General features: G+C 62.1%; 23 protein-coding genes, 1 tRNA gene and 1 pseudogene. 16 read left to right on the top strand and 9 right to left on the bottom strand.

Annotated features, from left to right (window positions below):
- Positions 1-92: 92 nt before the first annotated feature.
- Both OHD62_RS28695 and mgtE read left to right on the top strand, forming a co-directional pair.
- The gene (locus tag OHD62_RS28695; RefSeq protein ID WP_263790087.1) at positions 93-1,979 is read left to right on the top strand and encodes an ABC transporter ATP-binding protein/permease; all 1,887 of its coding nucleotides are present in this window, start codon (positions 93-95) and stop codon (positions 1,977-1,979) included.
- A gap of 292 nt (positions 1,980-2,271) precedes the next feature.
- Positions 2,272-3,636, top strand: a complete 1,365-nt coding sequence (gene mgtE / locus OHD62_RS28690) for a magnesium transporter (RefSeq protein WP_263790085.1) — start codon at positions 2,272-2,274, stop codon at positions 3,634-3,636.
- Positions 3,637-3,715: 79 nt separating this feature from the next.
- On the opposite strand, the gene gor is transcribed toward mgtE, so the two are convergent.
- The 3 genes from gor to rpiA all read right to left on the bottom strand — a co-directional run bounded on the left by gor (position 3,716) and on the right by rpiA (position 6,523).
- The gene (gor, locus tag OHD62_RS28685; RefSeq protein WP_263790083.1) at positions 3,716-5,104 is read right to left on the bottom strand and encodes a glutathione-disulfide reductase; all 1,389 of its coding nucleotides are present in this window, start codon (positions 5,102-5,104) and stop codon (positions 3,716-3,718) included.
- Positions 5,105-5,226: 122 nt separating this feature from the next.
- Positions 5,227-5,805, bottom strand: a complete 579-nt coding sequence (locus OHD62_RS28680; RefSeq protein ID WP_263790081.1) for a DUF2059 domain-containing protein — start codon at positions 5,803-5,805, stop codon at positions 5,227-5,229.
- The gene (rpiA, locus tag OHD62_RS28675; RefSeq protein WP_263790080.1) at positions 5,792-6,523 is read right to left on the bottom strand and encodes a ribose-5-phosphate isomerase RpiA; all 732 of its coding nucleotides are present in this window, start codon (positions 6,521-6,523) and stop codon (positions 5,792-5,794) included. Before rpiA ends, OHD62_RS28680 begins: the two co-directional genes overlap by 14 nt.
- 151 nt (positions 6,524-6,674) lie before the next feature.
- Between rpiA and OHD62_RS28670 the strand changes: the two genes are divergently transcribed.
- The 3 genes from OHD62_RS28670 to OHD62_RS28660 all read left to right on the top strand — a co-directional run bounded on the left by OHD62_RS28670 (position 6,675) and on the right by OHD62_RS28660 (position 8,741).
- Complete coding sequence (locus OHD62_RS28670; RefSeq protein WP_263790079.1) at positions 6,675-7,358, top strand: phosphoglycolate phosphatase; 684 nt, start codon at positions 6,675-6,677, stop codon at positions 7,356-7,358.
- Positions 7,359-7,484: 126 nt separating this feature from the next.
- A tRNA-Val gene (locus OHD62_RS28665) sits at positions 7,485-7,559 on the top strand.
- Positions 7,560-8,054: 495 nt separating this feature from the next.
- Entirely contained in the window at positions 8,055-8,741 is a 687-nt protein-coding gene (locus tag OHD62_RS28660; protein ID WP_263790201.1) for a Crp/Fnr family transcriptional regulator, read from the top strand.
- Between the two features lie 53 nt (positions 8,742-8,794).
- On the opposite strand, the gene OHD62_RS28655 is transcribed toward OHD62_RS28660, so the two are convergent.
- Together OHD62_RS28655 and OHD62_RS28650 are read right to left on the bottom strand one after the other, a co-directional pair.
- On the bottom strand, positions 8,795-13,048 hold the full coding sequence (locus tag OHD62_RS28655) for a cytochrome P450 (RefSeq protein ID WP_263790077.1): 4,254 nt from the start codon (positions 13,046-13,048) through the stop codon (positions 8,795-8,797).
- Positions 13,049-13,136: 88 nt separating this feature from the next.
- The gene (locus tag OHD62_RS28650) at positions 13,137-14,948 is read right to left on the bottom strand and encodes an adenylate/guanylate cyclase domain-containing protein (protein ID WP_263790075.1); all 1,812 of its coding nucleotides are present in this window, start codon (positions 14,946-14,948) and stop codon (positions 13,137-13,139) included.
- A gap of 562 nt (positions 14,949-15,510) precedes the next feature.
- Here OHD62_RS28650 and OHD62_RS28645 point away from each other — a divergent pair.
- Entirely contained in the window at positions 15,511-15,783 is a 273-nt protein-coding gene (locus OHD62_RS28645; protein ID WP_263790073.1) for a PepSY domain-containing protein, read from the top strand.
- 122 nt (positions 15,784-15,905) lie between these two features.
- Entirely contained in the window at positions 15,906-16,376 is a 471-nt protein-coding gene (locus tag OHD62_RS28640; RefSeq protein WP_263790071.1) for a hypothetical protein, read from the top strand.
- 5 nt (positions 16,377-16,381) lie between these two features.
- Here OHD62_RS28640 and OHD62_RS28635 read toward each other — a convergent pair whose 3' ends face one another.
- Positions 16,382-18,343, bottom strand: a complete 1,962-nt coding sequence (locus OHD62_RS28635) for a L,D-transpeptidase family protein (RefSeq protein ID WP_263790069.1) — start codon at positions 18,341-18,343, stop codon at positions 16,382-16,384.
- A gap of 296 nt (positions 18,344-18,639) precedes the next feature.
- On the opposite strand from OHD62_RS28635, the pseudogene OHD62_RS28630 reads away from it, so the two are divergent.
- Positions 18,640-19,043, top strand: a pseudogene (locus OHD62_RS28630) (rhodanese-like domain-containing protein).
- 105 nt (positions 19,044-19,148) lie between these two features.
- Here OHD62_RS28630 and OHD62_RS28625 read toward each other — a convergent pair.
- Positions 19,149-20,057 (bottom strand): alpha/beta hydrolase, encoded by a 909-nt coding sequence (locus OHD62_RS28625; RefSeq protein ID WP_263790067.1) that lies wholly within the window; start codon positions 20,055-20,057, stop codon positions 19,149-19,151.
- Between the two features lie 47 nt (positions 20,058-20,104).
- Here OHD62_RS28625 and OHD62_RS28620 point away from each other — a divergent pair, with 47 nt between their 5' ends.
- Positions 20,105-20,557 (top strand): MarR family winged helix-turn-helix transcriptional regulator, encoded by a 453-nt coding sequence (locus tag OHD62_RS28620; protein ID WP_263790066.1) that lies wholly within the window; start codon positions 20,105-20,107, stop codon positions 20,555-20,557.
- A gap of 143 nt (positions 20,558-20,700) precedes the next feature.
- On the opposite strand, the gene OHD62_RS28615 is transcribed toward OHD62_RS28620, so the two are convergent.
- Complete coding sequence (locus OHD62_RS28615) at positions 20,701-21,312, bottom strand: pyridoxamine 5'-phosphate oxidase family protein (protein WP_263790064.1); 612 nt, start codon at positions 21,310-21,312, stop codon at positions 20,701-20,703.
- A gap of 220 nt (positions 21,313-21,532) precedes the next feature.
- Between OHD62_RS28615 and OHD62_RS28610 the strand changes: the two genes are divergently transcribed.
- The gene (locus OHD62_RS28610) at positions 21,533-21,988 is read left to right on the top strand and encodes a nuclear transport factor 2 family protein (RefSeq protein ID WP_263790063.1); all 456 of its coding nucleotides are present in this window, start codon (positions 21,533-21,535) and stop codon (positions 21,986-21,988) included.
- Here the strand turns inward: OHD62_RS28610 and OHD62_RS28605 are convergent.
- On the bottom strand, positions 21,985-22,338 hold the full coding sequence (locus OHD62_RS28605) for a gamma-butyrobetaine hydroxylase-like domain-containing protein (RefSeq protein WP_412177426.1): 354 nt from the start codon (positions 22,336-22,338) through the stop codon (positions 21,985-21,987). The two genes, OHD62_RS28610 and OHD62_RS28605, sit on opposite strands and share 4 nt — an antisense overlap.
- Positions 22,339-22,537: 199 nt before the next feature.
- Here OHD62_RS28605 and moaA point away from each other — a divergent pair, with 199 nt between their 5' ends.
- The 6 genes from moaA (at position 22,538) to mobB (ending at position 26,790) form a co-directional block, all read left to right on the top strand.
- Entirely contained in the window at positions 22,538-23,533 is a 996-nt protein-coding gene (moaA, locus tag OHD62_RS28600) for a GTP 3',8-cyclase MoaA (RefSeq protein WP_263790062.1), read from the top strand.
- A gap of 56 nt (positions 23,534-23,589) precedes the next feature.
- A complete protein-coding gene (locus OHD62_RS28595; RefSeq protein ID WP_263790060.1) occupies positions 23,590-24,063 on the top strand; it encodes a hypothetical protein in 474 nt (157 codons plus the stop codon).
- A 117-nt stretch (positions 24,064-24,180) separates the two neighbouring features.
- Positions 24,181-24,537: a hypothetical protein gene (locus tag OHD62_RS28590; protein WP_263790059.1), complete on the top strand. Its 357-nt coding sequence runs from the start codon at positions 24,181-24,183 to the stop codon at positions 24,535-24,537.
- A 124-nt stretch (positions 24,538-24,661) separates the two neighbouring features.
- Complete coding sequence (locus OHD62_RS28585; protein ID WP_263790057.1) at positions 24,662-25,582, top strand: DMT family transporter; 921 nt, start codon at positions 24,662-24,664, stop codon at positions 25,580-25,582.
- A gap of 69 nt (positions 25,583-25,651) precedes the next feature.
- Positions 25,652-26,284, top strand: a complete 633-nt coding sequence (mobA, locus tag OHD62_RS28580) for a molybdenum cofactor guanylyltransferase MobA (RefSeq protein WP_263790055.1) — start codon at positions 25,652-25,654, stop codon at positions 26,282-26,284.
- Positions 26,281-26,790 carry a molybdopterin-guanine dinucleotide biosynthesis protein B gene (mobB, locus tag OHD62_RS28575; protein WP_263790053.1) on the top strand — a complete coding sequence of 170 codons (510 nt, stop codon included), beginning with the start codon at positions 26,281-26,283 and terminating at the stop codon, positions 26,788-26,790. Before mobA ends, mobB begins: the two co-directional genes overlap by 4 nt.
- Positions 26,791-26,891 lie beyond the last annotated feature (101 nt).

Here is a 26,891-nt window from a genome sequence, read left to right as displayed (position 1 = left end):
TGATTCGGGTCGGTAGACCAGAGCGACACTCAATATCGGAAAAATGGCTTCGCGATGTCGAAAGACAGTCGCCCCTGACGCCGGTGTCCTCCATGCGCAGCTTCTGGGGGCTGATGCGGGCCTACTGGTTCTCGGATCGCTGGAAGGAAGCCTGGACGCTGACGCTAATCATAGCGCTGCTCACCGCGCTCTCCAGCAAGGCCGGCGTCTGGTTCGCCGAAGCATCCGGCGAGTTGGTCAACTCGATCGCCTTTTTCCACGATGCCGCAAACACCACGCCGCTTCGATCACTGCTGACCAATGCCGGCATACTTGTCCTGCTGGTTGTACTCAAGGACGCAGGCTTTACCGGCATCCGCACCCTGGTTTCCACAACGCTGCATCGCAAATGGCGCGGCTGGCTGGACAGCCGCTTCAACGAGGCGCTGCTCGACGCCAATCACACGCATTTCCATGCCCAGCATGGCTCGTCCGGCTCGGCCGCTCCCGACAACATCGATCAGCGCATCCAGGAATCGATCAAGGACATGACCGGCGGTGCCATCGGCCTCGCCATGGGTGTTCTGGCCGTCGCCACCTCGCTCTATTTCGTTGGCCAGAAACTGCTTGAGAACTCGGCGGAGGTGCAAGGGCTGGAGTTCCTTGGCAGCTATGGCAGCGCCGTCCTCGCGTTTCTGGCGGTTGCCACCTATGTGCCGCTGAATACCTGGATCGCGGTCAAGCTGGGCAAACTGCTGGAACGGCTCAACGTCAGGATGCAGCAGGCCGAAGGCAGCTATCGCGGCGAGCTGACCACTTTTCTGCGCCGCAGCTTCCATGTCGCCGCATCGCGCGGCGAGGATGTGCAAAGGACGATGCACAGCCAGCGTTATGTCGACATCGACCGCACCTGGGCGCGGCTGAACATCGTCAACACCAGCTATAATTCGTTCGAACTCATCTATAATTTCATCGGTGCCCGCATTGTCGCTTACGGGCCGGGTCTCGTGCCCTTCATCCACAACGGCTTCGATCTCAAGGGCTACATAACCGGCTCCGAGATGGTCAACTCTCTGATCAGCCAATGTTCGTGGTTCATTCATGTCATGCCTGCGATTGCGGCGCTCAGGGCCAACAGCCAGCGTGTCACCGAGTTGGCAAATGCCATTGAAAATGTCCAGCACCCGCAGGACTTCTACCGGCAGACCGGCCATTCCGATTTCAACTATGCCAGTCAGAACCCGGTCTTCGGCCTGACCATCCAGAAACTCGAACTGGCCCATCAGGGCGAAGACGCAACACCGTTCCTCAGCGCTGCCAATCTTCGCTTCCGTCGCGGTGAGTGGACCTTCCTCAAGGGCGAATCCGGTTGCGGCAAGACCTCGTTGGTCAAGGCGATCAACGGTCTCTGGCCCTATGGCCGCGGCACCATCGTCTTCCCGGAGGGCGTCAGGAGTTTCTATGCCGCCCAGGAGGTCAAGCTGCAGCAGGTCTCGCTCAAGCAGCTGGTCTGCCTGCCCGGCTCCGAGCACGATCATTCCGACGCGCAGGTCGCATCGGCGCTACACAGGGCGGGTCTTGGCGACTTCATCGAGCACATGGCCGACGAGAGCCGCGAGGGAAAGATCTGGGATCAGGTTCTCTCCGGCGGCCAGAAGCAGAAGCTGGTTGTCGCCCGCATCGTGCTGCAGCAGCCGGGATTGCTGTTCCTCGACGAAGCGACCGGCGCGCTCGATCCCGAAGGCAAGATCGCCTTCCATCAGGCGATCAAGGACAATTGTCCAGACGTCACGGTCATCAGTATCATGCACGAGGCCGTGCCGCCGAGATCCCTTGCGGGTGCCGAATTCTACCACAGCGTGGTCTCGATCTCGGATGGCGTTGCCACCAAGAAGCCATTGGTTCCGAGCCTGCCTCGCGAACTCACCACCATCCTCGCACAGCCACAGCCCGTCGAGGACAAATGGCTGCGTTTCTCCCGCCGGCTGAAGCAGCGATAGCATAGAGAACCATAGCGCGGCGGCATGTGCTGGCGCCTGGCATCGGTCCAGCCTATCCGATGGCGATCACAGTCTCGCGATCTGACCTGTTCGCTGCCGTTTTCAACCCTGACAGCAATTGACTCGGCAAGAAGCGCTCCTATGTTGCGCCGGCTCGCAGATGCAATCCGAAACCCGCGAGCAGAAAGGTCACCGCGCCATGCCTGGCGACAGTCACAGTCGAACGCAACCGCCGTCCGCCTAGACGTGACCTGACCCGGTTCACGTCCTGCCGGACGGCAAGGAGTGAGCCATGAATGAATTTTCCCCCGTAGCGGGCGACGATGCAGTTGCGATCGCCCGTATCCTTGCCAACGATCATGTCGCCGACATTGTCGAGGCGCTCAACCACGAACCTCGTGAAACAGCGACGGAGCTGCTTTGTGAAGTGCCGTTCGAGCGGCTGGTCGAGATTTTCGACCAGCCGGAACTAGACGGTGCATCCGAGCTCGTCGAGGCGCTGCCTCGTATAAAGGCCGGCAAGCTGCTGACCGCCATGTCGGTCGACCGTGCCGCCGACCTCCTGCGCGATCTGGAGGAGCCGGCGCGTTCCGAACTGCTCGGCGGCCTCGCACCGCCGCTGCGCGCGACGCTGCTTGCCATTCTCGGCTATCCCGAAGGCAGCGCAGCCTCGATCATGACGACGGAGTTCGTCAGCGTGCCCTCGGATTGGACGGTAGGCCGCACGCTGGACTACATCCGCAAGGTCGAGCGGACGCGTGAGACCGTCTATGCGATCTACATCGTCGATCCGGAGACGCATCTGCTGGTGCGCTCGACCGGCCTGCGCCGGCTGATCACCGGCGAGCCGGACGATCTGATCATGGCGATCGCGCCGGATCGCATGCCGGTGACAGTGTCCCCGCTGACCGACCGCGAAAAGGTGGCGCAGACGATCTCCAAATACGATCTGCTCGCGGTTCCGGTCGTCGACAACGGCAAGATCCTCGGCATCGTCACCATCGATGACATCATCGACACCATGATCGAAGAGACGACGGAGGACGTGCATCGTTTCGGCGGCATGGAGGCGCTCGACGAGCCCTACATGAAGATGGGTTTTCTCGCCATGATCCAGAAACGCGCCGGCTGGCTGTGCGCGCTGTTCATCAGCGAGATGCTGACCGCCAACGCCATGCAAAGCTACGAGAGCGAACTGGAAAAAGCGATCGTCCTCACCCTGTTCATCCCGCTGATCATGAGCTCGGGTGGCAACTCCGGCTCGCAGGCGACGTCGCTCGTCATCCGGGCCCTGGCGTTGCGCGAGATCGGCCTTGGCGACTGGTGGCGGGTTGCCTTGCGCGAGCTGCCGACCGGTCTGGTGCTCGGGTCGATCCTCGGCGTGGTCGGAATCTGCCGCATCACGCTGTGGCAGTATCTCGGCTTCTACGACTATGGTCCACACTGGGAGCTGATTGCGGCAACAGTCGGCGTCGCACTGGTCGGCATCGTCACCTTCGGTTCGCTGTCGGGATCGATGCTGCCGTTTGCCCTGAAACGGGTCGGCTTTGACCCGGCCAGCGCCTCGGCCCCGTTCGTCGCCACGCTGGTCGACGTCACCGGCCTGGTGATCTATTTTTCGGTGGCGATGGTGATCCTGCGCGGGACACTGCTGTAACCTTTGCGCGGGACACTGCTGTAACCTTTCCCTGCGCCCACTGCGACATTGCCGCCGTGGGCGCAAAGGGCTGGCATCGTCAGACGCGCTCGCCGTCTTTCACCCGGTAGGTCGGTTTGTACATGGTGACGAGCTCTTCCGCCGCGGTCGGGTGCACGGCCATGGTGCGGTCGAAATCGTTCTTGGTAAGGCCGGCTTTGATCGGAATGCCGAGAAGCTGCGCCATCTCGCCGGCATCCGGTCCGAGGATATGGGCGCCAAGCACCTTTTTCGAAGCCCCGTCGACCACCAGCTTCATCAGCATCTTTTCGTCACGGCCCGATAGCGTGTGCCGCATCGGCCGGAATGTGGCGCGGTAGATTTCAATGTCGGAGAAGCGCTTTATCGCTTCGTCCTCCGACAGGCCGACCGTGCCGATCTCCGGCTGCGAGAAGACCGCGGTAGCGACCGTATCATGGTCGGGCGCGGTCGGATTGCCCTTGAAGGCGGTCTCGACGAAGCACATCGCCTCATGGATCGCCACCGGCGTCAGTTGCACGCGGTTGGTGACGTCGCCGATCGCCCAGATGTTGTCGATGTTGGTGCGCGAGTATGCGTCGACATTGATCGCGCCGGTCTTGGTCAATTCGATGCCGACGCCTTCAAGGCCGATGTTTTCGGTGTTGGGAATACGGCCGATGGCGAGCATGACCTGATCGACCGTCAACGCCTTGCCGCCGGTGACGAGCGCGTCAAGCCTGCCGTCCGGCCGCTTGCGGACCCATTCCGACACGGCATGGCAGAGGATCCTTATCCCCTTCTTTTCCATCGTCTCATGCAGCATGCGCCTGAGGTCCATGTCGAAGCGGGAGAGGATATCCCTACCCCGGTAGACCAGCGTGGTTTCGACGCCGAGGCCGTGAAAGATGTTGGCGAATTCGACGGCGATGTAACCGCCGCCCTCGATCATGATCGCCTTCGGCAATTCCTTGAGGTCGAAAGCTTCGTTGGAAAAGATGCAATGCTCGTGGCCGGGCAGAGCCGGATGCGGCGCCGGGCGACCGCCGGTGGCGATCAGAATCTGGTCGGCGGTGACGGTGCGGTCTTCGCTCAGAAGATGCACCACATGCGGGTCGACCAGCACGGCGCGCGAATGAAACGTCTCGCCGCCTGCGCCTTGCACATTCTTCCTGTAGATGGCCTCCAGCCGGCTGATCTCGCGGTCCTTGTTGGCGACCAGGGTCGGCCAGTCGAAAGTCGCCTGCGGCACCGTCCAACCATAGCCGGCGGCGTCCTCGAAATGTTCGGGAAATTGCGAGGCATAGACATAGAGCTTCTTCGGCACGCAGCCGCGGATGACGCAGGTGCCGCCATACCGGTATTCCTCGGCAATGCCGACGCGCTTGCCGAGTGCGGCCGCCACGCGCGCCGCCCTCACCCCGCCGGAGCCGCCGCCGATGACGAAAAGATCATAGTCGTAACCGGCCATAGTCTGCTCCTGAAGATAGAAAAGTTCGAGCCACAGGTAGGCCGCAAAGCATCAAAAGAAAAGCCCGGACAAGCCGGGCTTTTCTGGTCCAGTGGCGATTGCCACACTGCGGAAAAATAAACTCAGTTCTGCGTACCGTCAGCGGGGGCGGCACCATCTGCGGGCGCGGCGCCATCGGCGGGCGCAGCCGTTGCCTTGGCTTTCGCTGCCGCGGCCAGCGTTTCGCCAACCTGCTGGGCGAGATCGCGGGCGAGGCCGTTCTGCCAGATGTCGGCTGCCTTGACCAGGTCACGTGTCACGGCCGGGCCGCTGTCGAGCAGCTTCTTGCCGGACTCCGAACTGTAGAAGGCGGCGATGTCATTGAGTTCCTTTTCGGAAAACACCTTGGCATAGGCAAGGGCCGCTTCCTTTTCCAGATCGGCGCGGCGCGAGGCCAGCGCCATTGCCTTTTCGTTGATCGTCTTGCCGATCAGTTCCTGCATGTCCGGATTCTTCTGGATAAGCTGCTGCTCGAGGGCGGCAGCCGCCTGCGGCAGGATGTTGTCGAACGGGTCCGTCGCGTGGATCGCCGTGACCGCTGCGCGCGCGGCCTTCAGATGCGCGTCGGTGACGTCCTGCGAAAACGCCGGCGCGGAAAACGCCAAGACGACCGAAGCCACTACAATGGCGGAAAGACGGCGAATCCGGTTATGCAACATCATGATCGGTAGAACTCCCTGGTTTTCGGGCGGCATGGACGGTTTGGATGCCGTCGCCGCCGGCGATGATGGCCGCTGATGCCAGCCCGATGAAAAGACCATGCTCGACCACGCCTGGAATGGCGTGGAGAGCATTCGAAAGCGCTCTTGTATCCGGAATGCGGCCAAAAGATGCATCGAGGATAAAATGGCCGCCGTCTGTAACAAAAGGCTGGCTCCCCGTCATCCTCAATGTGACAGGACCGGCAAGGCCGAGCTCTGCGGCCGCCGCGCCGATCGCGATTTCCGTGGCCCGCAGGCCGAATTTGTTGACTTCGATGGGCAGTGGAAAATGGCCGAGCGTCGCGACCATTTTCGAGCGATCGGCGATGACGATCATGCGTGCGGAGGCCGCCGCGACGATCTTCTCACGCAGCAGCGCGCCGCCGCCGCCCTTGATCAATGTCAGCGCCGGGTCGACCTCGTCGGCGCCATCGATGGTGAGGTCGAGTTCGGGCGTTTCCTCCAGGTCCGACAGCGGCACGCCAAGTTCGCGGCAGAGGATGGCGGTGCGCTCCGAAGTCGGCACGCCGACGATTGTAAGGCCGGTGGCGACCTTTTGGGCGAGCAGCCGCACGAACTCCTCGGCGGTCGTGCCGGTGCCGATGCCGAGCCGCATGCCGTCGCTCACATGGGCAAGCGCCGCCCGCGCGGCCTCGACCTTCAATTGCCTCGCATCCATGGCGCTTGTCGTGCCCCGTTTTTGTTTGCGCGCTCCTAGCATTTTTGCCAGCCCGGTCAAAGACCTTGGCTGTGGACTGGCCAAAGCCGGCTTGCCTGATTGGACCGCAGGAGGTATCGCCTGCGGCAATGCAATCGTCACAGGACAGGCCATGACTCGACCGATCATCGTGTTCGACCTCGACGGGACGCTGATCGACACGGCGCCGGATCTGCTCGACAGCCTCAACCACAGCCTCGCCGCCAGTGAACTTGCGGCTGTCGACGAGGCCGGTTTCAAGCGCTTCGTCGGCCATGGCGGCCGGGTGATGATCGAGCGTGCCCATGCCGCGCAGCAAAGATCGCTCGCTGTCGACGAGCATGACCGGTTGCTAAGGCTGTTCCTCGATCACTACACCGACAACATCCCCGGCAAGTCGCGCCCCTACCCCGGCGTTCTCGAGGCGATCGCCCGCTTCGAGAACGCCGGCTATCTCCTGGCCATCTGCACCAACAAATACGAGGCCAACTCGGTGGCGCTGATCGAGGCGCTCGGCCTGGCAAGACATTTCGCCGCGATCTGCGGCCAGGACACGTTCGCCTTCCGCAAGCCCGACCCGCGCCATCTCACACAGACCATCGCGCTCGCCGGCGGCAACCCGCACCGGGCGCTGATGGTCGGTGATTCGCAGACCGATATCGATACGGCGAAAGCCGCCGGTATTCCGGTGGTGGCGGTCGATTTCGGCTACACCGATCGTCATGTGCGCGAATTCGAACCGTCGGCGGTGATCTCGCATTTCGACGCGTTGACGCTCGACCTGGCGGAACGGCTGATTACAGCTGCGGCACACTGATCGCGAAGGCGGCCGGGCGCCCCCCTGTGGGTTGCACTCGCTCTTCACTGGAACGCCGGACATTACCTTGACTTCGCGGGCCGGCCTCCCTTATATCGCGGCGCGCTTGGCCTTCAGGCAACGAGCGGGCGATTAGCTCAGCGGGAGAGCACACCCTTCACACGGGTGGGGTCGCAGGTTCAATCCCTGCATCGCCCACCATCTAACCTCCAGAACAGGTTGGATGACCGGTTTTTCACGACATTCACCGAATTTTGCTGACAGCAGGCCGATAGGGCTTCGGTTGGTGCCTGCATCCGTGTGAACGCCAGCCGGCGCGGCATGGTCTGCTGCACATGGGCTGTGTAACGCTCTTCACATACCGTCGCCAGTTTTCGCGCGAACGTAGCTCCGGGGTCGGCTGGCGTTTGGATTGGCCGTGCCGAACAAAATTTCGTGGCCCGGAAAGCAACCGGCCCAAGGCGGGGATTTTTGGCCGGGTTTTTGATCACCTAGGCATTTCACAGTTGCCGTCTGCGCGTTCGGTTCCTCCCACCGCGCGTGCAGGCGGCCTTCAACGCAGGCGGGTCGGATACCGGACGGTACGGTGTCCGATCCCTTGCCTTTCGAAGGAGCCGTGACATGGATGAATACCGGGCTTTGACGCGGTCCACTCTTGCCGTAAACTTTAGCGGTTGGGAAAATTGGGGCACTGACATGGCTTTCGCCGGCGCGAACGACAGAGATGATCTGCCGCGCCTTGCGCGTATCGACCCGCGCCAGTTCGATCTGCTGTTCAGCGGTTGCAAGCTCGAACGCTACGCCGCCGGCCAGCATTTGTTCGTCCAGGAAGATGCCGCCGACCGCATCTACGGTGTGATGAAGGGCACGGTGGAGATCTCGATCTATTCGCCTGGCGGCCAGAAGCTGGTGGCCAATATTGAGCTGTCGCGCAGCCTGGTCGGAGAGATCGGGGCACTTGACGGACGCCCACGCACGGCCACCGCGATCTGTCTAACTGCCTGCGAGCTGGTTTCGATCAGCCGAACACAACTATTTGATCGGATTGAGAAAAACCCATCCCTGGCGCGCGCCATGATCGAACTTTTGTGCGCGCGGCTGCGCTGGATCAGCGGCGAGCTCGGCGATCAGGCCTTTTTCGGCATCGAGGCGAGGCTGGCAAAACGACTGGTCTTTCTGGGCGGCGTCATAGCCGACGGCGCAGGCTGGATACCGATCTCGCAGTCCGAACTGGGCGAGTTCCTTGGCGCCACGCGCGAGTCGGTCAACAAGACGCTCAACGACTGGCGCAGCCGGCAGATCATCGCCATCAAGCGCGGCGGCCTGCGCATCACCGACGCCAGGGCGCTCAGTCGTATCGCCGATTCGCAAGACGACGACTGAATACGGCGATTCGGGGATGCGTCCTCGAATCCGATTCGGGGATGCGTCCCGAATCAGAGTCGCGAAATCAGATAGCGCAGCGACGACTTGCCCGGCATGAAGAAGTAACCCCCTCCCCTTGTGGTGACGAATTGCGGCATGCCCTTCAGCACGGTGACGCCCTCCCAGGACGGGATGGTGAACCTGCCGCTGCCGTCGCGCGAGCCGATGGTCGGATCCTTTTCGGCGACCAGCCCCTGGAACGAAGTGGATGAGACCCAGGTTTGCTGGATGAATTCGTACTGACGCTCGATGTCGGCGTTGAGGCACATGAAGAGCAGGCCCTTCTCGACCTTTCCGCCTTTCTTGTCCTGCCTCATATAGGTGCGGCCGACTCGGATGATGCGGTGGCGCTTGCCGATCCTGATCTGCGTCTCGCGGTCTTCGCCCAGCGAATCGCGGGGGTTCGACCGTCGGACATGGGCGCCAAGCGGGCAGCGTTGTCCCTGAGGGTCCTCGGCGCCAAAGGCGAAATCATTGTCAGCCGGGCGGCCGGGGCGGCCGTCGGGATTGCGCACCAGCGAGCTGCCGTCCGGCCAGCGGCCAAGCATCTTGGCGGCGACCCAGCGCGGCGTGATGGCGGGGTTGCCGGTTTCGCTTGCCGCCTGCATGGCTGCGGCCTTGCAGTAATCGTCGAATATGTCGACGTGCTGCTCGAACTGGCGCACGACAAGAAAGGAGCCGTTGCGGCCGAAATCGTGCGGCGGCGGTGGCTGGCCTGCGATCTGCCGGTTGCGGCGCACCGCCGACAGGATGCCGGACCGGTCCTGCGAGGCCCGGACGGACGGCGAGGCCGGATAGAAGCCGTGCTCGTCGCGATAACCGAACAGGAACTCGCCCGGCGCCACCAGATGCATCGATGCCGCGCCGGCATTGGCGCGCGCCGTGCCCCTGACGATCGGCTGCGAAACACCATCGACGAAGCCGAAATGCTCCACCGCGCGCTTGCCCTCGCGCTTCACCGCAAGCGGCAGTTCCGCGACGAGTTTCATCCCCGCGCCCGTTGTCTTTCGCTTCAGGGCGGCGATCTCGGCCGCCAGCATCTCCGCGCTTTCAGCATAGCAGACGATGACCACATCCGCCGGTTTCCGTGGCGAGCCCCACCGCCATTTGTCGGGCACGCTTTCACCGACATCGTCGAGGATGCGGCTGCGCTCGGGATTGCCCATGCCATGGCGAAAGGCGACCGGAAAAGTACCCAGCGGATCGTCGTCGACGCCGCCCTCCAGGCCCAGTCGGCGAAGACCGTCGGGGCCGAACGCCACCGTCATGGCGCGCTCTTTCGGCGCGCCATCGCCGAAGCTCGTTTGTGCGACGATGAACTCCAGCCACGCCTTGCGCCTGATCCGGGAAAGTGTATCCGGCACGGCTATCGCCAGCATATGGGCATGGCCCAATGATCCAAATGGGCCGAAGAATATGGATTGGATCTCACCGGTTTCCAGCTGTTGTTCGAGCGGCGCGGGAAACGCGGAACTTATGTCCGCCAGCAACGAGGCAGTCTTTTGGACGGCGGTTTTTGGGCCCACCGGACGCGGCAATGACCCAAACAGGCTCAGCCAGTCGCGCGCTTGGCTATCCGTGGCGGTCGCCAACCCTCGTCGGATCCTGGAGTTGGTGCGGATGCGGATCGTGTTGAGGGCCGGATAGGCCGAATACCAGAACAGCGTCGGTACCTGCTGGCGCCGTGCCCAGCGCTTGAAGCGATCGCCGTCGCGCGCACCGTCGAGGAAGAGCCAGCGCGTGCGCGGATAACCTTCGGTGTTGCTCCATACGCCGGTAAGCCCGGACGCGGCCTTGGCGATGAAATCCTCGAGATAGCTCTCCCAACTGCCGCCATAGTTGGAAAGGAACATCAGCCTGTTGGTGCCCGGCAGCAGCACCCAGCGGGCGAAATGGATGGTGTTGATGGTGGCAAGGAAGCCCGGCTTGAACACCTTTTGCGCCGAGATCGAGATCAGGTAGAAGGAAAGCCTGAGCGCAAGCCGCCGCAACATTCCGACCTTCATCGTCGAAATCGCCGTCAAATGGTTCTGGGCGGTGCGGTCCTCATGGACGATGATCTTGTCCAGCGCATCGAGATCGACAGGCGTGTTGTGAGGGCGATCGATGTCTTCGATACGCCGCAGGGCGATGAAGCACAGGCCGATCACCGCGATCGCTATCGCCAGCAGGCCGAGCACGGCCAACAGAAGCGCCGTGCCGGCAATGGCGAGGTTGGGGAAATTGAGGCCGGCAGGGTTGCCGAACACCAGCACATAGGTCATGCGCCAACAGGCAAGCACGATCAGCGCGACGGTGATGAGCACGGCCGGCGCCAGCAGCGTCGTCGTTATGGCCTGCCACCATTTTCCCGGCGGCCTTTCGAGCAGGCTTTCGGCTGGCTGGAACGCCCAGTCGAACCTGCCGAGCGACTGGACATGCCGGCGGGTCTCGGTGAGCACTGCGGCAGCGTCGCCACTGCCATAGCGCGGCTGTTCGACGATCTCGCGAATGGTATCGGCGAGCTCGGCTTCGGCCAGGATACGGCGGACCGAATGTCCCGGCGTGCCGGAAAACACCAGTCCGGCATTGCTGCCGAAAGACGGCGATATCTCGACATTGTGCTTGCGCAGGAAGTCGTTCAGCGAGCTGCCCTCGGGCAAGCCGCAGACGTCTTCGAGAATCGGCAGCAACCGGTGGCCGATGGCCTGCGAGATGGCGTCGATGACCTCGTCGCTGCTGCCGTCGCCGGAGACTTCGAGAACCAGGGCGCCCTTCTCCAGACCGGACGCGTCATCGGTCTCGCCAGTGCCGGTAACGGCCAGGCTGGTGAAATGAATGGTGCCGGCAATGCCGAGCGCGGTGCTGATCTCTTCATTGGCCGGATTTCCGAGCGCCGCGACCCGGTCGCGGATGGCGTCCAGCGGCGCGGCCCGGGTGATCGGGCAGACCACCGTCACCATCGAGTGGTCGACGGTGCGGCAAAGCGCTGGCCGCTCGAAGTCGATCTTGAGGCTTTCCGGATAGGCGCCGATGCTGGTCATGCGCCCGGCCCTGCCGCGCACGCGGCGTACACCCTGCTTCTGGAACAGGGCGCGCAGGCTTTCGCCGATCTGGACCCTGGCGATCTCGGCGCCAATGCACAGATGAATACCGTGGCCGAACACCATGTAGTCGCGGTGCGGGCGCGAGGTGTCGAACGCGTTCGGGTTTTGCACGGCTTCCGCGTCGAACATCGCCGACAGCGTTGCCGGCATGACCACCGTTCCTGCCTTCACCAGGCGCTCGCGGCGCGTGCCCCTGGCGATCGTGGTGTCGCGCGACGTATAGCGCCACGGACCGATCCAGATCGGCTTGAAGCGCATGGCCTCAAGGATTGCCCGATCAAGCTTGCCGGTGTCGTCCGCAGCGAGTGCCGCATCGATGGCCCGCCGTGCGTCGGGCCGGGACAGGATCACGTCGAGGCAATTGCCGCCGGCCAGCACATTGGTTGGAACAAAGCCGGTAATCATGCCGAGCATGATCGAATGGATGTCGGGCAGCGACAGCTTGCCTTGATCGAGAAGGGCGACAAGTCTTGGCAGCGGCTGCTCGGCCATCGCGCCGCTCTGCCTGATCGCGTCGATGGAGCGGTCTATGACCTTGATCAGCCGGTCGCCGGCGACCACGGCAAGCTCGCGCGTGACCGGCTTTGCCAGCGGATCGGAAAAGAACAGCGCGCTCAAGGCTATTGCCCAGTCGGCGAATTCGGATTCGTCGTCGATCTCGAGACCGAAATAGTCACGGCAGATGTGCACCGGCACGATCTTCATCAGCCCGGAAATGGCATCGAAGCCAGGACTGGCGCGGGTCATGATCTCCATGGAATGGCGTGCGGCAATCGGCCTGACGGCGGCCTCGACCTCGGCCGGCGGGAAAGCGCTGAGCACCGACGACTTCATGCGGCGATAGTCGGCGCCGTCCTGCATGCCGAGGATGAAGTTCGACCCGCGGGCCAGTTCGGTCATCTCGGGTCCATAAGGGGTCTGGAATTCGTCACCGCGCTCCAATATGTCGCGAACGTCGGCGTTCCTGGTGACGAGCAGGAAATTGCCGAAGGCAAGGTTCGGCCAGAACCGGCGCAGCAGCGCCAGCGCCCAGCGAGGGTCATTGGAGAGGTAGCCTATTATGCGCGCCGCAAGACCCTTGGAGCGCAGTCGCCCGAGGTCAAATGGCGGCATTTCCGGCAGCGGACGCTGGCGTTCCTGGGCCTCGTGGACGGCATCGAAATACTTGATCCTGAACATGCGCACTCAAGCCCCCCGGCTGTTCAAAATTTTGCGATACCGGCTATTCTGGCCTAGGTTCGCAGCAGTTGCGCGTATGTGAATTTCCTCACAGTCGCTGGTGTTCGGCGGCCTCGATCATGTTGCTGCTTCTGGCCATTTCGAAATTGCCGATGAGGAATTCATTCGCCGCCCTGTCGGCGAAAGGTATCCAGCGGACCCGCTGCTCCGAGAAATCCGGATGCCTGGTTGCGAAAACGGCCATTTCCCGCCTGGCCTCCTCCTCGCGGCCGCTGCGCATCAAGGCGCCGATCTTCAGGAACCTGGCGTAGAAATAGCCCGGCGACAGGTTGAGTGAGCGGTCAGCGGTGGCGATCACCGACGGCCAGTCCTGGACAAAGCTGTAGGCTGCCGCCAGTTCCCCCAGATTGTGGAACCGATAGAGGTCGAAGGGGCTCAGTCGCTCGGTATCGAGAAAGAACGGTATTGCGCCGACGGCATCGCCGAGCAGAAGGCGGGCACTGCCCATGGCCGAGCGCGCGAAGGCAAAGCTCGGATTGATGTGGATCGCTTCCTCCAGGTGCTCGACCGCGGCCCGCGGCTTTCCCCGCATGATGTCGATGACGCCAAGATGGGCATGCGGGCGTGCATCCAGGCTGTCCATCAGCAGGGCCTTGCGCGCATATTGCTCGACCTTGTTTAGATCGTCATTGTCGCCGAAGCGCAGCCAGGCCCGCCAGAAATACCACCACGCCAGTTCGTTCAGCACGGCACTCGAATTGGGATCCTCCCGGTAAGCCTTTTCGAAGAAGTCCAGGGCGATTTCAGTGTCGCCGCGCGTGCGCCGGTTCATGTGCCAGCGGCCGCGTCTCACCAATTGCCAGGTTTCCAGGCTTTCCCACGGCACCTGGAAGGTGCGTACCTGCTCTGCCCGGTCGACCTCCTTGTCGAGAATCGAGACGATCTCCGCGCCGATCTGGTCGCGCAGACCGAAGATGTCGACCAGGTCGCGATCGAAGCGCTGAGACCACACCAATCGCCCGTTTGAGACGTCGGCAAGCGACGTGTTCAAACGGATCTGTCCGCCATTGCGCATCAGCGTGCCGCTGACGATATAGCGCGCACCAAGGGCATTGCCGATTACCCGCGTCCCCAGAGTGTCATCGCGGAACTGGAAACTGGAGCTCTTGGCGATCACCGAGAGCCATCTGGTGTTTGAAAGGCCGTAGATGATGTCTTCGGCGATGCCGTCCGCCATGTAGCCAACGTCGCGCTCGCCTCCATCGCCCTGGAACGGCAGCACCGCGATCGCGGGCGGACCTTTGGGCGACAGCTTCTGCTGACCATTGACCGGAGGCATGGCCGCAACGAATGCCGCGGGCGACGACCCGTTGCTGATGCGCCCCGCGATCAGAACGCGCACCGGCAGCGCGATGTTCTTCAGCATGAATTCGCCAAGATCGATGAACTCGGCCGCGGTCTTGTCCTTCACGTGGTGCCAGGTCGTTTCCGACACGGCGAGACCGTCGTGCGGTGCGAACTCCTGGATCCTGGCGGCGATATTGACGTCGTCACCGTAGAGCCGGCCGTCGCGAACGATGACGTCACCGGTGTTGATGCCGACGCGAAAGGGCATGCGCATGGCTTCGTCTACCGATGAATTGAGCGTGACGATGCGGCCCTGAAAATCGAACGCCGCACGCAACGCCTCGATCGGATTGCCGAATTCGGCCATGATGCTGTCGCCGGCATCGCCGAAGGTGCGGCCGCCAAAGGTGCTGCAACTGTCGGCGATGATGTCGCGCCGTTCCTCGAACGCGGCAACAGCCGATTCATCGTCAAGACCCATCAGCCGCGAGAATCCGACAGCATCGATAGAAATGATTGTTGCGAGCTGACGGGTGTAGTTCCGTTCAGCCATGTCTAAGCCCCGGTCTTTTCTGGTCTGCGCCAGCGCAGGCGACTACCTGCCTCTGAACATTTCGTCGCTTTGCTGGAAGAGGATCCCTGGCAGGTGCAACGCGCCGATGTCGCCCTGTCTTGGCAGGAATCCTAACAGGGTCTCGGCAAAATCTCTACTACGATCAGCTAATATGTCGGAGGCCGCGTGTCGTCCATGCCTAGCTGCCTGTTGTTCGAAATTGTCGGCAAAGTATTCGCCCTTACGCATTGAAATAAAACAACTTTCATCGACCTAAGCCGTGGTCCCCGTGGCCCTTTGAGACGGCCTCTGGTGAAAGATGCGACAATGGTGGCACAATTGAGCAGCTGCAATTTTGGGAGGTGGAGCAAATCGGCTTGAAAATGAGTCTCCGCTGCTCTCGTGCCTACAGGAAATGCGGATCACGATTTCCGTGGTAAGCGGTTTTCTTCCGAAGGAAGCAGGTTAGGCTTGAGGCATGCACTATAGCGCGGCGCATCGGCGATGCCGGAACAAACCCGCCTTGAAACGAGTTCTATTGAACGAAGCGTGAGGGAAAGCCATGTCCAGATTTGTTTTGGCGACCAGTCTTGTCCTAGCAACAGGTGTCGCCGCTCTCTTCCTCGGCGGATCAGCCTTTGCCGCGGACGGACCATTGCCGCCGCCGAATGCCAAAAAACTGTCGGAAATCATTGCCAAGGTCGAGCAGCGCAACGATTTTCGCTATGTGGAAGAGGTCGATTGGGACAGCGGCGCCTATACCGTTACCTACTACACGACCGACAAGGCGAAAGTCGAAATCACCTACGACCCAGTCACGGCCGAGCCGAAATAAGCCCTGCCATCAGTCAGCATTCGCAGCCCACCTCAGGCCACCAGCCTTTCCGCCTCCCCTTGCGTCATCGCGTCTTTGATGGCTGACTGCGGCGTTATCACTACGCTGCATGGGGGGCGGGCATGGCGAAGCACGTATTGAAACGCGTCCTGATGATGCTTGCCGGCTATTTTGTTGCGGTGCTGGTTGGGTTGATCGCGGTGGTGGCCATCTACGCCGCGTTGAGTTCGCTGCCCAATGCGCCGGAGTATTTCGGTTTCATGGGGATTACTCCGATCGTGGCGCTGGTGGTGCCGCCGCTCGGCATGTTCATCTATTTCCTGACGATCATACTGACCGGCCTGCAAACCCTGATCTTCGCGCTGATCGCCGAATTCTTTTCGCTGCGCAATTTCTGGCTGCACATGGTCTTCGGCGCCGCGGCTGCGGTCGGCGGCTTCGCCCTGGTCTGGCCGAGCGCGCCGGAGGACATGAGCCCTGAGCGCTGGGCCGATATCGGCATCATCGCTGCCGCCGGCCTCGTCGCCGGCCTGATCTACTGGCTGATCACCGGCCGCGAAGCCGGCTTCCGTCGCCCGCTCTATCAGCTTTAGCTGGATCAGCTTGCCGGCGAGCGCACGGCTTCCGTGCTGTCGATCGCCTGCTGCAGCCGCGTGTCGCGGTCGTAGATGTCGTTGAAATATTCGACATTGCCGGCCATATCGGGCCAGGCGGTGAAATAGGCGACATAGACCGGGATGGTGCGCGTCACGTCTTCGGTCGAATGCCCGTGCTTCAGCTTCTCGGCGATGTAGTCGACCGAGGTACCGAGCACCGCCGCCGCCATGCCACGCGGATCCTGCAGGCGCACACAGCCATGGCTGAGCGCGCGCATGTCGCGCTGGAAGAACGACTTCTGCGGCGTGTCGTGCATGTAGATTGCGTGCTTGTTGGGGAACAGGATCTTCAATTCGCCCAGAGCATTTGCCTCGCTCGGCAGCTGACGCACGCCGTAAGGTATTTTTGCGCCATACCCGCCCCAATTGACCGAAGACGAGGGAATGCGCTTGCCGCGCGCATTGACCACCTCATAGCCGGCACGGTCGAGATAGCCCGGATCGCGGCGCAGCCGGGGCAGCATCTCGTTGACCAGGATAGACTGCGGCACGCCCCAATAGGGATGGAAGTCGACCTGCTTGATGTGGTCGTAGAAGAAGGCGGTCTGGTTCGTGGTCCTGCCGATGACGGCGCGGGTCTTCAGCTTCTCTTCGCCATTGTCGATATAGCTCGCCGTAAAGGCAGGCTGGTTGATGAAAACGCGCGGACTGCCGAGATCGGAGGGCAGCCAGCGCAGCTCTTCCAGCGCGACCTGTACTTTCTGGATCTTGTCGGCCTTGGAGGTGCCCGCCAATGCCGCCACGGTACGCGGCCCGATGACGCCGTCGCCTTTCATTCCGGCCTTCTTCTGCACCGCCTTGATGACCGGCACCAACTCCGGAACATAGTCCTCGCTGGTGGCAAGCCTTGCCAGGGTCTCGCCATAGGTGCCGCCCATCTCATCGTCGAGATTGCGCGCGATCTTGGTCAAGAGCTTCGGCAGTTCGGGGCTGCTCTCGCCCGGCTTCAGCAGCAATTTGGGATCGACAACGATTTCGTCTTCGGCGCTGGCCTGCAGCGATTCCAGTTCGACGCGCAGCGCCTGGTACTCGGCGTTCTGCGGATGGCGCGATTCGAGATAGGTGCGCACCTGCTGGGTGTGCGCCAGCGTTTTCAGCACGCCCTCCATGTCGATCGGCTTGGCCGGGAAATCATAGTAGCCGGTCATGCGATTGGGATCGACACGGCCACTTTGCGCGTCACGAACGTAGCGCAGAACGCGCGCCGACAGCGCCATCTCGAAGCGGACAAGCTGCTTCAGCCGCGCATCGGCGTCGCCCGCCGATGCGCTGGCTGCAGGCACTTCAACCGTATAGTCGGCGGGCGTGAGGCCGTAGCTCGCCGCCTCGCCCAACACCCGCACAGCATCCTGGGCGCGGCCGTTGGCGCTGGTTCCCGTCACCCAGATGAAGTCCGGATTGGCCGAGTAATAGGCAACGAGCGCCTTGGCGATGTCCTTCTCGGCAAAGAGTTCATAGCCGTCGAGCCCGGCAATCGCCTCGTGGAAGGCAGCATTGGTGGCGGAGGACGGCTGGAAAGCGGCATCCTGCGGCTTTGCCGGCTCGGGCATCGCCTGCATCGGCATTGCCGGCTCGGGCGTTGCTACCAGCGCCGCGAAATCGACGCGCACGAGCGGATCGCTTTTATAGGTATAATAGGACGGGCTGCTAATCTGGACGGCGGCGCCACCGCCCCCACCGCCGCGCTTGCTGCCGCCATTGCGAGAAGCAGCCGGCGCATTTTGCTTCGGCTTGTATTTTTTCGACGGCGGCGGCGGGAAGTCACCTTGCGGCGCGCGCTTGATGCCGCCGCCGAAAAGCATCTCGAAAAGCCCTTGCGCGTTTGCCGGCGGTGCGCCGAAGGCCAGCATTGCCGCAGCCGCCACAAGCGGCATCACGGTTGCTTTATTTCCCAGGAATTTCATGGATCACCCGCTCCGGCTGCAACCGGTTCCCGTTCTGCCCGTTTCGCACCGCTTGACGGGATCACCCACCCTATGACGGATGTAAGGCTCGACTATACTGATTCATACCGATTTCGTTAAGCTTCCATAAATTTCAGCGGTCCTGTTGCCGAACAGTTTCACAACATCGTGACAACCTGAGCGTGTTCATCGCGCTCCCGGCAGGAGGATGGAGCCGCCGACGCGGCGTGACAAAGGCCCGATGTTATGCTGCAAATCCAGGCGGCCAGCAAACATGCTGTCGGGAGGGTGAGCCGGTGAAAAAGGGATATCGCGAGCTGCTCGACGAGGCAAATGCCGAGATCGAGGTGGTCTCGCCGGAGGAAGCAGCAGGGCTGCTCGACGACGAAGGCACGATCTTCGTCGATCTGCGTGACCCGCGCGAGGTTGAACGGGACGGCAGGATTCCTGGCGCCAGGCATGTCACCCGCGGCATGCTGGAATTCTGGATCGACCCCGAAAGCCCCTATCACAAGCCATTCTTTGCCTCGGGAAAGAGCTTTGTCTTCTTCTGCGCCGGCGGCTGGCGTTCGGCGCTTGCCACCAAGACGGCGCAGGACATGGTCTGTCACCGGTCAAGCATATCCTTGGCGGCTACACCGCATGGAAGGCGGCGGGACTGCCGGTCGAATCCGGCCAGAAAAAGAGACAAGACACTTAATGCATGTCGCGCAAAAGTGCGCAGCGGTTTTGCGATAACGACATGCATGAAAACAAGGACTTAAAGCGCGTCACGTGAATCCGTTCAAATGGACGCGCCTTAGCGTCAGTGCAGCGAAACCGGGTCCCGGCCAGCGACGAAGCCGATGGCATGCTCGGCCACGCCCTTGTCGGCGAGGATACGGCGGTGGCCGAGCCCGTCCGCCCAGTGGAGTCGGACATGGTCGCCGGCTTCCGCGTAAAGCCTTGCATGATCGGCGGACACCTCGCGATCGTCCGGCGCATGGATGACCAGCGTCGGCACCGGCTTGCTGGCAAGCTGACGGTCGCCGGTGAATTCGTGCAGCGGCCGACCGGCGATGTGTTCGACCCTGTCGGCCATGGCTGCCTGCGAGCGTGGGCCGACATTGAGCATGCGGCTGAAATCGGTGAAGATCGCCGGCAAGGAACTCGGCGCTGCGATGAGCACCAGCCGCTCGGCCACCAGCGGCGGGATGTTCTTGACCGACCCGGCGACGGCGTTCGCGGCCACGGCGCCGCCGAAGGAATGGCCGACAACCGCTGCGAACGGGCCGAACCATTCGCCAGCGAGTCGCGCGGCATCGACCGCGCTGACCAATGTCAGCCGACGGCCCTGCGACTGGCCATGGCCCGGCAGGTCGAGCGAGACGACCTTGTAGCCGGCATCGCGATAGCCCTCGATCAGCGCGCGCATATATTCGGTGCGCGAGCGCCAGCCATGGATGACAAGCACGGTGCCCTCGGTCGCCCTGCCCGGCTCGGGCCGGAACTCATGCACCATGATGCAGCCCTTTGCGGTCTTGAGCCGATGGTGGCGGGCCTCGGCCATGAAAGCGGCGGCGCGATCAACCGCGCGGCGCTCGCCATCGCTCAAAGCCCTGGCGTTCGGCGTGCGGCAGAACAATTCGAACGCCGCGCGCCCGGTAAGGCGGGGAGCCACATATTCGGCGGCGCCAAACACGCCCCGGATGACCTTCAGTCCAAATGATGCCATAGTGGCGATCCATCCATTCGTTCAAGCATGAACATAATAGTTCAAACATGAACATTAAGCAAGAGCTGCCCTGGGACAACCCGCGTTTTCGCAACTGGGTCGCGGTGGCGCGCGCCTGCCATGTGCTGGAACGCGCCCTGGCGGTGAAGCTCGCGCCGCTGGACCTGAAGCCGGCGCAGCTCGATGTGCTGATGAACCTCTACCGCCACCCCGGCATGTCGCAGCACGATCTCGCCAGGCGGCTGCTGGTCGGCCGCTCCAACATCACCATGCTTTTGCCGCAGCTCGAGACCCGGGGCCTGCTGCGCCGCGAAGGCGACGAGAAGGACAAGCGGGTGCTGCGGCTGACCTTGACCGAGGCCGGCACGGAACTGCTGATGCAGGCGCTGAAGGTCCATATGGCGCTGATCGAGAAGGCGATGAGCCAATCGACGCCGGAACAGTGCGACATGATCGGCGAGCAGATGCGCAAGATCTATGAGGTGCTGAAGGAGGCCTGACCTAGGTGTGTTGAGATTCAGGTCAGGCCGAGTCGAAAATGGTGGCTTCCGAGAACCGGAGCGGAGCGTACTTAAAGTACGTGAGCACCGGAAGCGCAGGAAACCGCCATTTGCAGGCCGGGCTCGCCTGAATATCCACGCACCTACCACATCGTCTTCTTCGCCCGCTCGGGCCATTCCTTGTCGTAGGCCTCGCCGTCGATGCTCTTGCGGCTGGTGACTTCCAGGATTTTTCCCGGTGTCGGCAGCGATCTTGGATCGACATGCTTTGCCGCATTCCACAGTTCCGATCGGACAATGGCTCGGGCGCACTGGAAATACACCGAATCGATATCGACAACCGTGACCGAGCGCGCCGGCTTGCCTTCGACGGTGAAGGAGGCACAAAGCGCAGTATCGGTGGTGATGTAGGCCCGGCCGTTGACGCGCAGTGTCGTGCCGGAGCCTGGCACCAGGAACAACAGTCCGACGCGCGAATCCCTGATGATGTTTTTCAGCGAATCGGCACGGTTGTTGCCACGCCGGTCCGGCATCATCAGGGTTTTCGGGTCATGGATGCGCACGAAGCCGGCAAGATCGCCGCGCGGCGAGCAGTCCAGCCCTTCCGGCCCGCTGGTCGCCAGCGCGACGAAGGGCGAGGCCTCGATGAAGGCGGCGTATTCGGGAATGACATGGTCGAGTTCCTTGACCACCGACGCTTCGCCGGGCAGGCCATAAAGGGCTTCGAGCTGTTCCACCGTGTTGATGACGGACATTTTTCGTCTCCGAACCTTTGCCGGCGTTATCCCAACTCCATGACGTTTTAGCGACGGGCTTTAGTCTCTTGTTTTTATGCATGTCGTTGTCCCAAAACCGCAGCACACTTTTGGGCGACATGCATTAGCTGTCAGGAAACGGGTGTCGGGCTGACGACATAATAGGCAAGCCGTGCTGACCGCATGAAACGGATCGTGCTGGCAAACACGGAGATCAACAATGGAAAAAACGCTCGATCGGCGAAGCACCGCCATGGAACTTCTCGAAAACATGTTCGACGTTGAAATGCGCTTCCTGCGCTCTGACTCCGACAGCGTCGATATGCTTGCCGGCGCATTCCACGCCGAGGTCGTTGTGCATGAGCCGCGATCGCTTCCCTATGCCGGTGACTGGAAGGGCCTCGACGGCATCGGTGCTCTTTTCTACAAGATGCGGGAAATGTGGAGCGATGTGGCTGTAGAGTGTCTTCAGGCCGCCCAAAACGATGACATGGTGTATATGAGCTGCACGCTGCGCCTGACTGCCCGAGCAAACGGCGCCATTGTCACACAGCCATTTGCGGAAGTCTTGCGTTTCAAGGACGGTCGCCTGATCGAAGGCACGCCGTTTTACCACGACACCGCCGAGATTCTGACGGCTCTTGGCTCGCCGGCTCTTGCGGTAGAGGCTGCCTAACGATCGCGGCTCAGGCCCTTTTCCTGCAGTTCGGCGAGATAGGCCGCCCAGCGTGCGTCCTTCTCGTGACCCAGAGCGTGCAGATAATTCCAGGTGAAGATGCCGGTGTCGTGAAAATCGTCGAAGGTGATGCGGACTGCATAGTTGCCGATGGGCTCGATCTTGAGGATAGCGACGTTGCGCTTGCCGGGAACGGTCACGCGCTGTTCGGGTGAATGGCCCTGCACTTCGGCCGACGGCGAGGCGACGCGCAGAAGCTCCGCCGGCAGTTCGAACGGCTGATGGTCCGGGAAAGTCACGGTCAGCAGCCTGCGGTCCTTCGAGACCCTGAGTTCCTTTGGCGCCGTCATGGTGATAGGTCCCGCATCAATGTGCCCTTCCCTACGCCGCTTTGCGCAATGGGAAAAGGTCGCTTCGAAACTTCCGACACGATCTGTCGGTGGCGGGGTGTTACCAAAGATCGAAACCTCCTAGTCTTGAATGGCAGGCCGGATCGTATCACATAGCGGTATATAACGACGCCGTTCGCGGCCATGGGAAGCGCAAAGCATGGATATGATCGATCCTTTCGGTCGCACGATCAGCTATCTCAGAGTGTCGGTCACCGACCGCTGCGATTTCCGTTGCACCTATTGCATGGCCGAGGACATGACGTTCCTTCCCAAGAAGGACCTTCTGTCGCTGGAGGAACTTGATCGGCTGTGCACGGTCTTCATCGAAAAGGGTGTCAGGAAACTGCGCCTCACCGGCGGCGAGCCGCTGGTGCGCAAGAACATCATGCATCTGGTGCGCCAGCTTTCGCGGCATCTCGAAAGCGGCGCGCTGGAAGAATTGACGCTCACCACCAATGGCTCGCAGCTTTCGCGTTTTGCCGCCGAGCTCGCCGATTGCGGCGTCAAGCGCATCAACGTCTCGCTGGATACGCTGGACGCGGAAAAATTCCGCCAGATCACCCGTTGGGGCCATCTGGACAAGGTCATGCAAGGCATCGACGCGGCGCAGGCGGCCGGCTTGAAGGTAAAGCTCAACGCGGTGGCGCTGAAGGATTTCAACGACGCCGAGCTGCCTGACATGCTGCGCTGGGCGCATGGCCGCGGCATGGAATTGACGGTCATCGAAACCATGCCGATGGGCGAGATCGACGCCGATCGCACCGACCAGTATCTGCCGCTGTCGCTGCTGCGCGCGTCGCTGGAGCGGCAGTTCACGCTGACCGACATTCCCTATAAGACCGGCGGTCCGGCCCGTTACGTCCACGTCGCCGAGACTGGCGGGCGGCTTGGCTTCATCACGCCGATGACGCATAATTTCTGCGAGAGCTGCAACCGCGTCCGGCTGACCTGCACCGGCACGCTCTATATGTGCCTGGGCCAGGAGGATGCCGCCGACCTGCGTGCTCCGTTGCGCGCGTCGGAAGGCAACGAATTGGTCGCCGACGCCATCGATGAAGCCATCGGCCGCAAGCCGAAGGGCCATGATTTCATCATCGACCGCCGCACCAACCGGCCATCGGTGTCGCGGCATATGAGCGTTACCGGCGGCTGATTCTTTCATCAACTTCGTGCAAGATCGCTTCCGGTCATCGGCGGCGGAGGCACGCAATGAAGCGCTTTCACTCAGGTCTGGTGTTGTTTGTGACGATAGCGGCAACCACGTCGGTTGCCGCCCCATTCACCTATACAAACGAGCGGTTCGGCACCGTCTGCACCTTTCCGGATGAGATTTTCACCCTTCGCCAACCTGAGCCGGACAATGGCGACGGGCGGCAATGGCTCAGCGCCGACGGCGCCAGCCTGATCTGCTCGGGCATTCTCAACATCGACGACGATACCCCGGAAGGTTTTGTCACCGCCGAGAAAGCCAGCCAGGGACCAGGCTACAAAATCACCTACAGCAAGACCGGCAAGGATTGGGCGGTGCTGTCAGGGCTCAAGGATGAAAACATCTTCTATGAGCGCCGTCTGTTCGGAAAGGATGGCGTCATCCGCACCGTCTGGATCGAATACCCGCCTGCGCTGAAATCGAAATACGACACGCTCGTCGGGCCGATCACGAGCAGCCTCAAAGGGCCGTGAGCCTTTCGCGGGCACCCAGAAAAAGTCCTGTCCGTAAGCAGTTGCTGATTTACCGCCGGGGCGTTCCGGCCTAGCTTCCCCTGCGGAGCGGCTCTTCGCTCCATGGGGGAATACACTATGCGCAAACTCATTCTTTCTCTGGCATTGCTTGGCTTGACGTCCATGCCCGCCGCGGCGCAATCGATCGGCGGCACCTACACTGTCGCCGGCACCAATTTCGACGGATCCACCTATGGCGGCGAGGCAACCGTTACGCTGACCAGCGAGACGACCTGCACGATCCATTGGGAAACCGGCGGCTCGTCCTCGGACGGCATCTGCATGCGAAACGATGATGCCTTCTCGGCCGGCTATGTCATGGGCAAGACGGTCGGTCTTGTCGTCTACAAGGTGCAGGAAGATGGTTCGTTGCATGGTCTGTGGACGATTGCCGGCAAGGATGGCAATGGCACCGAGGTGCTGACGCCGAAATAATTCTGCCGGTGCCTTGCGGGTGGATTGTCTGGGCCACAACGATGCCTGTGGCCCAGCCCTTTGACGTTGCTGTCTTGTGACCGGCTGCTACAGGCTTGATGCAAAGCGCAACCGGTGACGCCCTTTGCTTCTTTCCCCAAATCTGCGCGGCGCGCTGTTCATGATTGTGGCGATCGTTGGCTTCACCCTCAACGACGCGATCACCAAGGTTTCGTCGGAAACGATGAACATGGCGCAGGTCATGCTGATCCGGGGTGCCTTCGCTTCGCTCTTCGTCGGCTTGCTTGCCTGGCAAGGCGGCGCGCTTGCCCGGCCCGGCTCGATGCTGCAGCCACTGGTGGCGATACGCGTGATCAGCGAAGCCGGCGCCACCGTGTCGTTCCTCGTTGCTCTTGCCCATTTGCCGATCGCCAATGTCTCGGCGGTACTGCAGGCGCTGCCGCTGGCGGTTACGATGGGCGCGGCCCTGGTGTTCAACGAGGGCGTCGGCTGGCGGCGCTGGCTGGCCATCGCCATCGGGTTCGCTGGCGTGCTGATCATCGTCAGGCCAGGCTTCGAAGGATTCAGCGCCTATTCGCTGCTGGCGTTGGTTTGCGTCGGCTGCTGTGCAGTGCGCGACCTCGCCACCAAGCGCATTCCCCAGGCTATTCCGAGCTTGCTTGTATCGACCGCCACGGCATTTGCCATGACGATTCTGGGTGCGGCGTTGCTTTCGCCAATGGGCGGCTGGACGCCGATGACGGTGAAAAGCACGGCGCTGCTGGCGCTCGCCGCGATGCTCGTGATCATCGGCTATCAGTTCATCATCATGGCGATGCGGGTGGGCGACATCTCCTTCATAGCACCGTTCCGTTACACCGCCCTGCTCTGGTCGATCCTGCTTGGCCTCGTTATCTTCGGCGATGTTCCCGACCTGCCGATGACCGTAGGCGCCACCATCATCGTCGGCTCCGGCCTCTACGCACTCTACCGCGAGCGGGTCGTCGGCCGGCGGAAAACAGCCGCCGAAAGCGCTGGACCTGACATGGCGCCGGACGGCATATAGGCCGAACCATAGAAGGCCGTTCGATTTGAAAAGACACTGATTTTGGGGGCTGGGATACAGGCAGCGACGATGGGCCGAGACATTGCAGGGATCATCCTGGCCGGCGGCCAGTCGCGGCGAATGGGCGGAGGCGACAAGAGCCTGCTTGCGCTCGGCGGTGACAGCCTGTTGGACCATGTCGTTTCGCGCTTTGCGCCGCAGGTCGGATCACTGGCGCTCAGCGCCAATGGCGATCCTGCACGATTTGCCGGGATCGGACTTCCAGTGCTTGCCGATGTGGTGGAAGGCTTTGCCGGGCCGCTTGCCGGCATCCTGACCGGCCTTGAATGGGCCGCCGCCAGCACGTCCTGCGAAACGCTGGCCACGGTTGCCGGCGATACGCCCTTCCTGCCGCGGGATCTGGTTGAACGGCTCGTCGCGGCAGCCGGCGCGCGCCCTGGTTCGATCGCCGTTGCCAGTTCGGGCGGCAAACGGCATCCGACCTTCGCGCTCTGGCCTGTTGAGGCGCGCGAGGCCCTGCGGCGGTTTCTGGTTGATGAGGACATCAGGCGGGTTTCCGCCTTCATCGACCGGCATGGCTTTGTCGAGGTGGAGTTTTCGCTGTTGAAATCCGGCGAGCACGAGATCGACCCGTTCTTCAACATCAATACACCAGACGATCTTGCGGCGGCCGAGCGTCTGTTGCAGAGCATGCAGCCATGATGAGACGCGTCTTCGGCATCACCGGCTGGAAGAATTCCGGCAAGACCACGCTGACCGAAAAGCTGGTCGCCGAACTTGCCCGCCGCGGCTGGAAAGTCTCGACGGTCAAGCACGCCCATCATGATTTCGACATCGACAAGCCGGGAACGGACAGCTTTCGCCACAGGCATGCCGGCGCGACGGAAGTCGCCATCGTTTCGGGCAGGCGCTGGGCGCTGATGCACGAATTGCGCGGTGAGGACGAACCGACGCTGGACGACATCCTGTCGCGGCTGGCGCCATCCGACATCGTGCTGGTTGAGGGCTACAAGCGCGAGATGCACAGCAAGCTCGAAACGCGGCGGCTCGAAGCCAAGGACCGGGCGCCGCTTTCGGCCAGCGACCCGCATATCGTCGCCGTGGCGGCCGACTTTACAGTCTCCGGCGAAAGCCTGCCGGTCTTTGATCTCGACGACACGAAGTCGATTGCCGATTTCGTCGAGCGCGCGACAGGCTTGGCGCGCTGACGGCACTGCCGCAGCAGCACTCGATCGCCTCTTTCCCTTTCACGCGCCTGCCCCAGCGTCAGCATTTTCCCGGAATACAAATCCCGCAAGCGTTGGTTTTG

This window comes from Mesorhizobium sp. YC-39, from assembly GCF_025753795.1.
In the GTDB taxonomy this organism is placed as follows: Bacteria; Pseudomonadota; Alphaproteobacteria; order Rhizobiales; family Rhizobiaceae; genus Mesorhizobium.
Note: the sequence above shows the minus strand (reverse complement) of the source record. Positions and strands in the feature narration are given on the sequence as shown.

Bases quoted from the DNA above. Each gene is read 5' to 3' on its own strand.
- OHD62_RS28695 (WP_263790087.1), top strand. From the start codon at position 93: ATGCGCAGCTTCTGGGGGCTGATGCGGGCCTACTGGTTCTCGGATCGC.
- mgtE (WP_263790085.1), top strand. From the start codon at position 2,272: ATGAATGAATTTTCCCCCGTAGCGGGCGACGATGCAGTTGCGATCGCC.
- gor (WP_263790083.1), bottom strand. From the start codon at position 5,104: ATGGCCGGTTACGACTATGATCTTTTCGTCATCGGCGGCGGCTCCGGC.
- OHD62_RS28680 (WP_263790081.1), bottom strand. From the start codon at position 5,805: ATGATGTTGCATAACCGGATTCGCCGTCTTTCCGCCATTGTAGTGGCT.
- rpiA (WP_263790080.1), bottom strand. From the start codon at position 6,523: ATGGATGCGAGGCAATTGAAGGTCGAGGCCGCGCGGGCGGCGCTTGCC.
- OHD62_RS28670 (WP_263790079.1), top strand. From the start codon at position 6,675: ATGACTCGACCGATCATCGTGTTCGACCTCGACGGGACGCTGATCGAC.
- OHD62_RS28660 (WP_263790201.1), top strand. From the start codon at position 8,055: ATGGCTTTCGCCGGCGCGAACGACAGAGATGATCTGCCGCGCCTTGCG.
- OHD62_RS28655 (WP_263790077.1), bottom strand. From the start codon at position 13,048: ATGTTCAGGATCAAGTATTTCGATGCCGTCCACGAGGCCCAGGAACGC.
- OHD62_RS28650 (WP_263790075.1), bottom strand. From the start codon at position 14,948: ATGGCTGAACGGAACTACACCCGTCAGCTCGCAACAATCATTTCTATC.
- OHD62_RS28645 (WP_263790073.1), top strand. From the start codon at position 15,511: ATGTCCAGATTTGTTTTGGCGACCAGTCTTGTCCTAGCAACAGGTGTC.
- OHD62_RS28640 (WP_263790071.1), top strand. From the start codon at position 15,906: ATGGCGAAGCACGTATTGAAACGCGTCCTGATGATGCTTGCCGGCTAT.
- OHD62_RS28635 (WP_263790069.1), bottom strand. From the start codon at position 18,343: ATGAAATTCCTGGGAAATAAAGCAACCGTGATGCCGCTTGTGGCGGCT.
- OHD62_RS28625 (WP_263790067.1), bottom strand. From the start codon at position 20,057: ATGGCATCATTTGGACTGAAGGTCATCCGGGGCGTGTTTGGCGCCGCC.
- OHD62_RS28620 (WP_263790066.1), top strand. From the start codon at position 20,105: ATGAACATTAAGCAAGAGCTGCCCTGGGACAACCCGCGTTTTCGCAAC.
- OHD62_RS28615 (WP_263790064.1), bottom strand. From the start codon at position 21,312: ATGTCCGTCATCAACACGGTGGAACAGCTCGAAGCCCTTTATGGCCTG.
- OHD62_RS28610 (WP_263790063.1), top strand. From the start codon at position 21,533: ATGGAAAAAACGCTCGATCGGCGAAGCACCGCCATGGAACTTCTCGAA.
- OHD62_RS28605 (WP_412177426.1), bottom strand. From the start codon at position 22,338: ATGACGGCGCCAAAGGAACTCAGGGTCTCGAAGGACCGCAGGCTGCTG.
- moaA (WP_263790062.1), top strand. From the start codon at position 22,538: ATGGATATGATCGATCCTTTCGGTCGCACGATCAGCTATCTCAGAGTG.
- OHD62_RS28595 (WP_263790060.1), top strand. From the start codon at position 23,590: ATGAAGCGCTTTCACTCAGGTCTGGTGTTGTTTGTGACGATAGCGGCA.
- OHD62_RS28590 (WP_263790059.1), top strand. From the start codon at position 24,181: ATGCGCAAACTCATTCTTTCTCTGGCATTGCTTGGCTTGACGTCCATG.
- mobA (WP_263790055.1), top strand. From the start codon at position 25,652: ATGGGCCGAGACATTGCAGGGATCATCCTGGCCGGCGGCCAGTCGCGG.
- mobB (WP_263790053.1), top strand. From the start codon at position 26,281: ATGATGAGACGCGTCTTCGGCATCACCGGCTGGAAGAATTCCGGCAAG.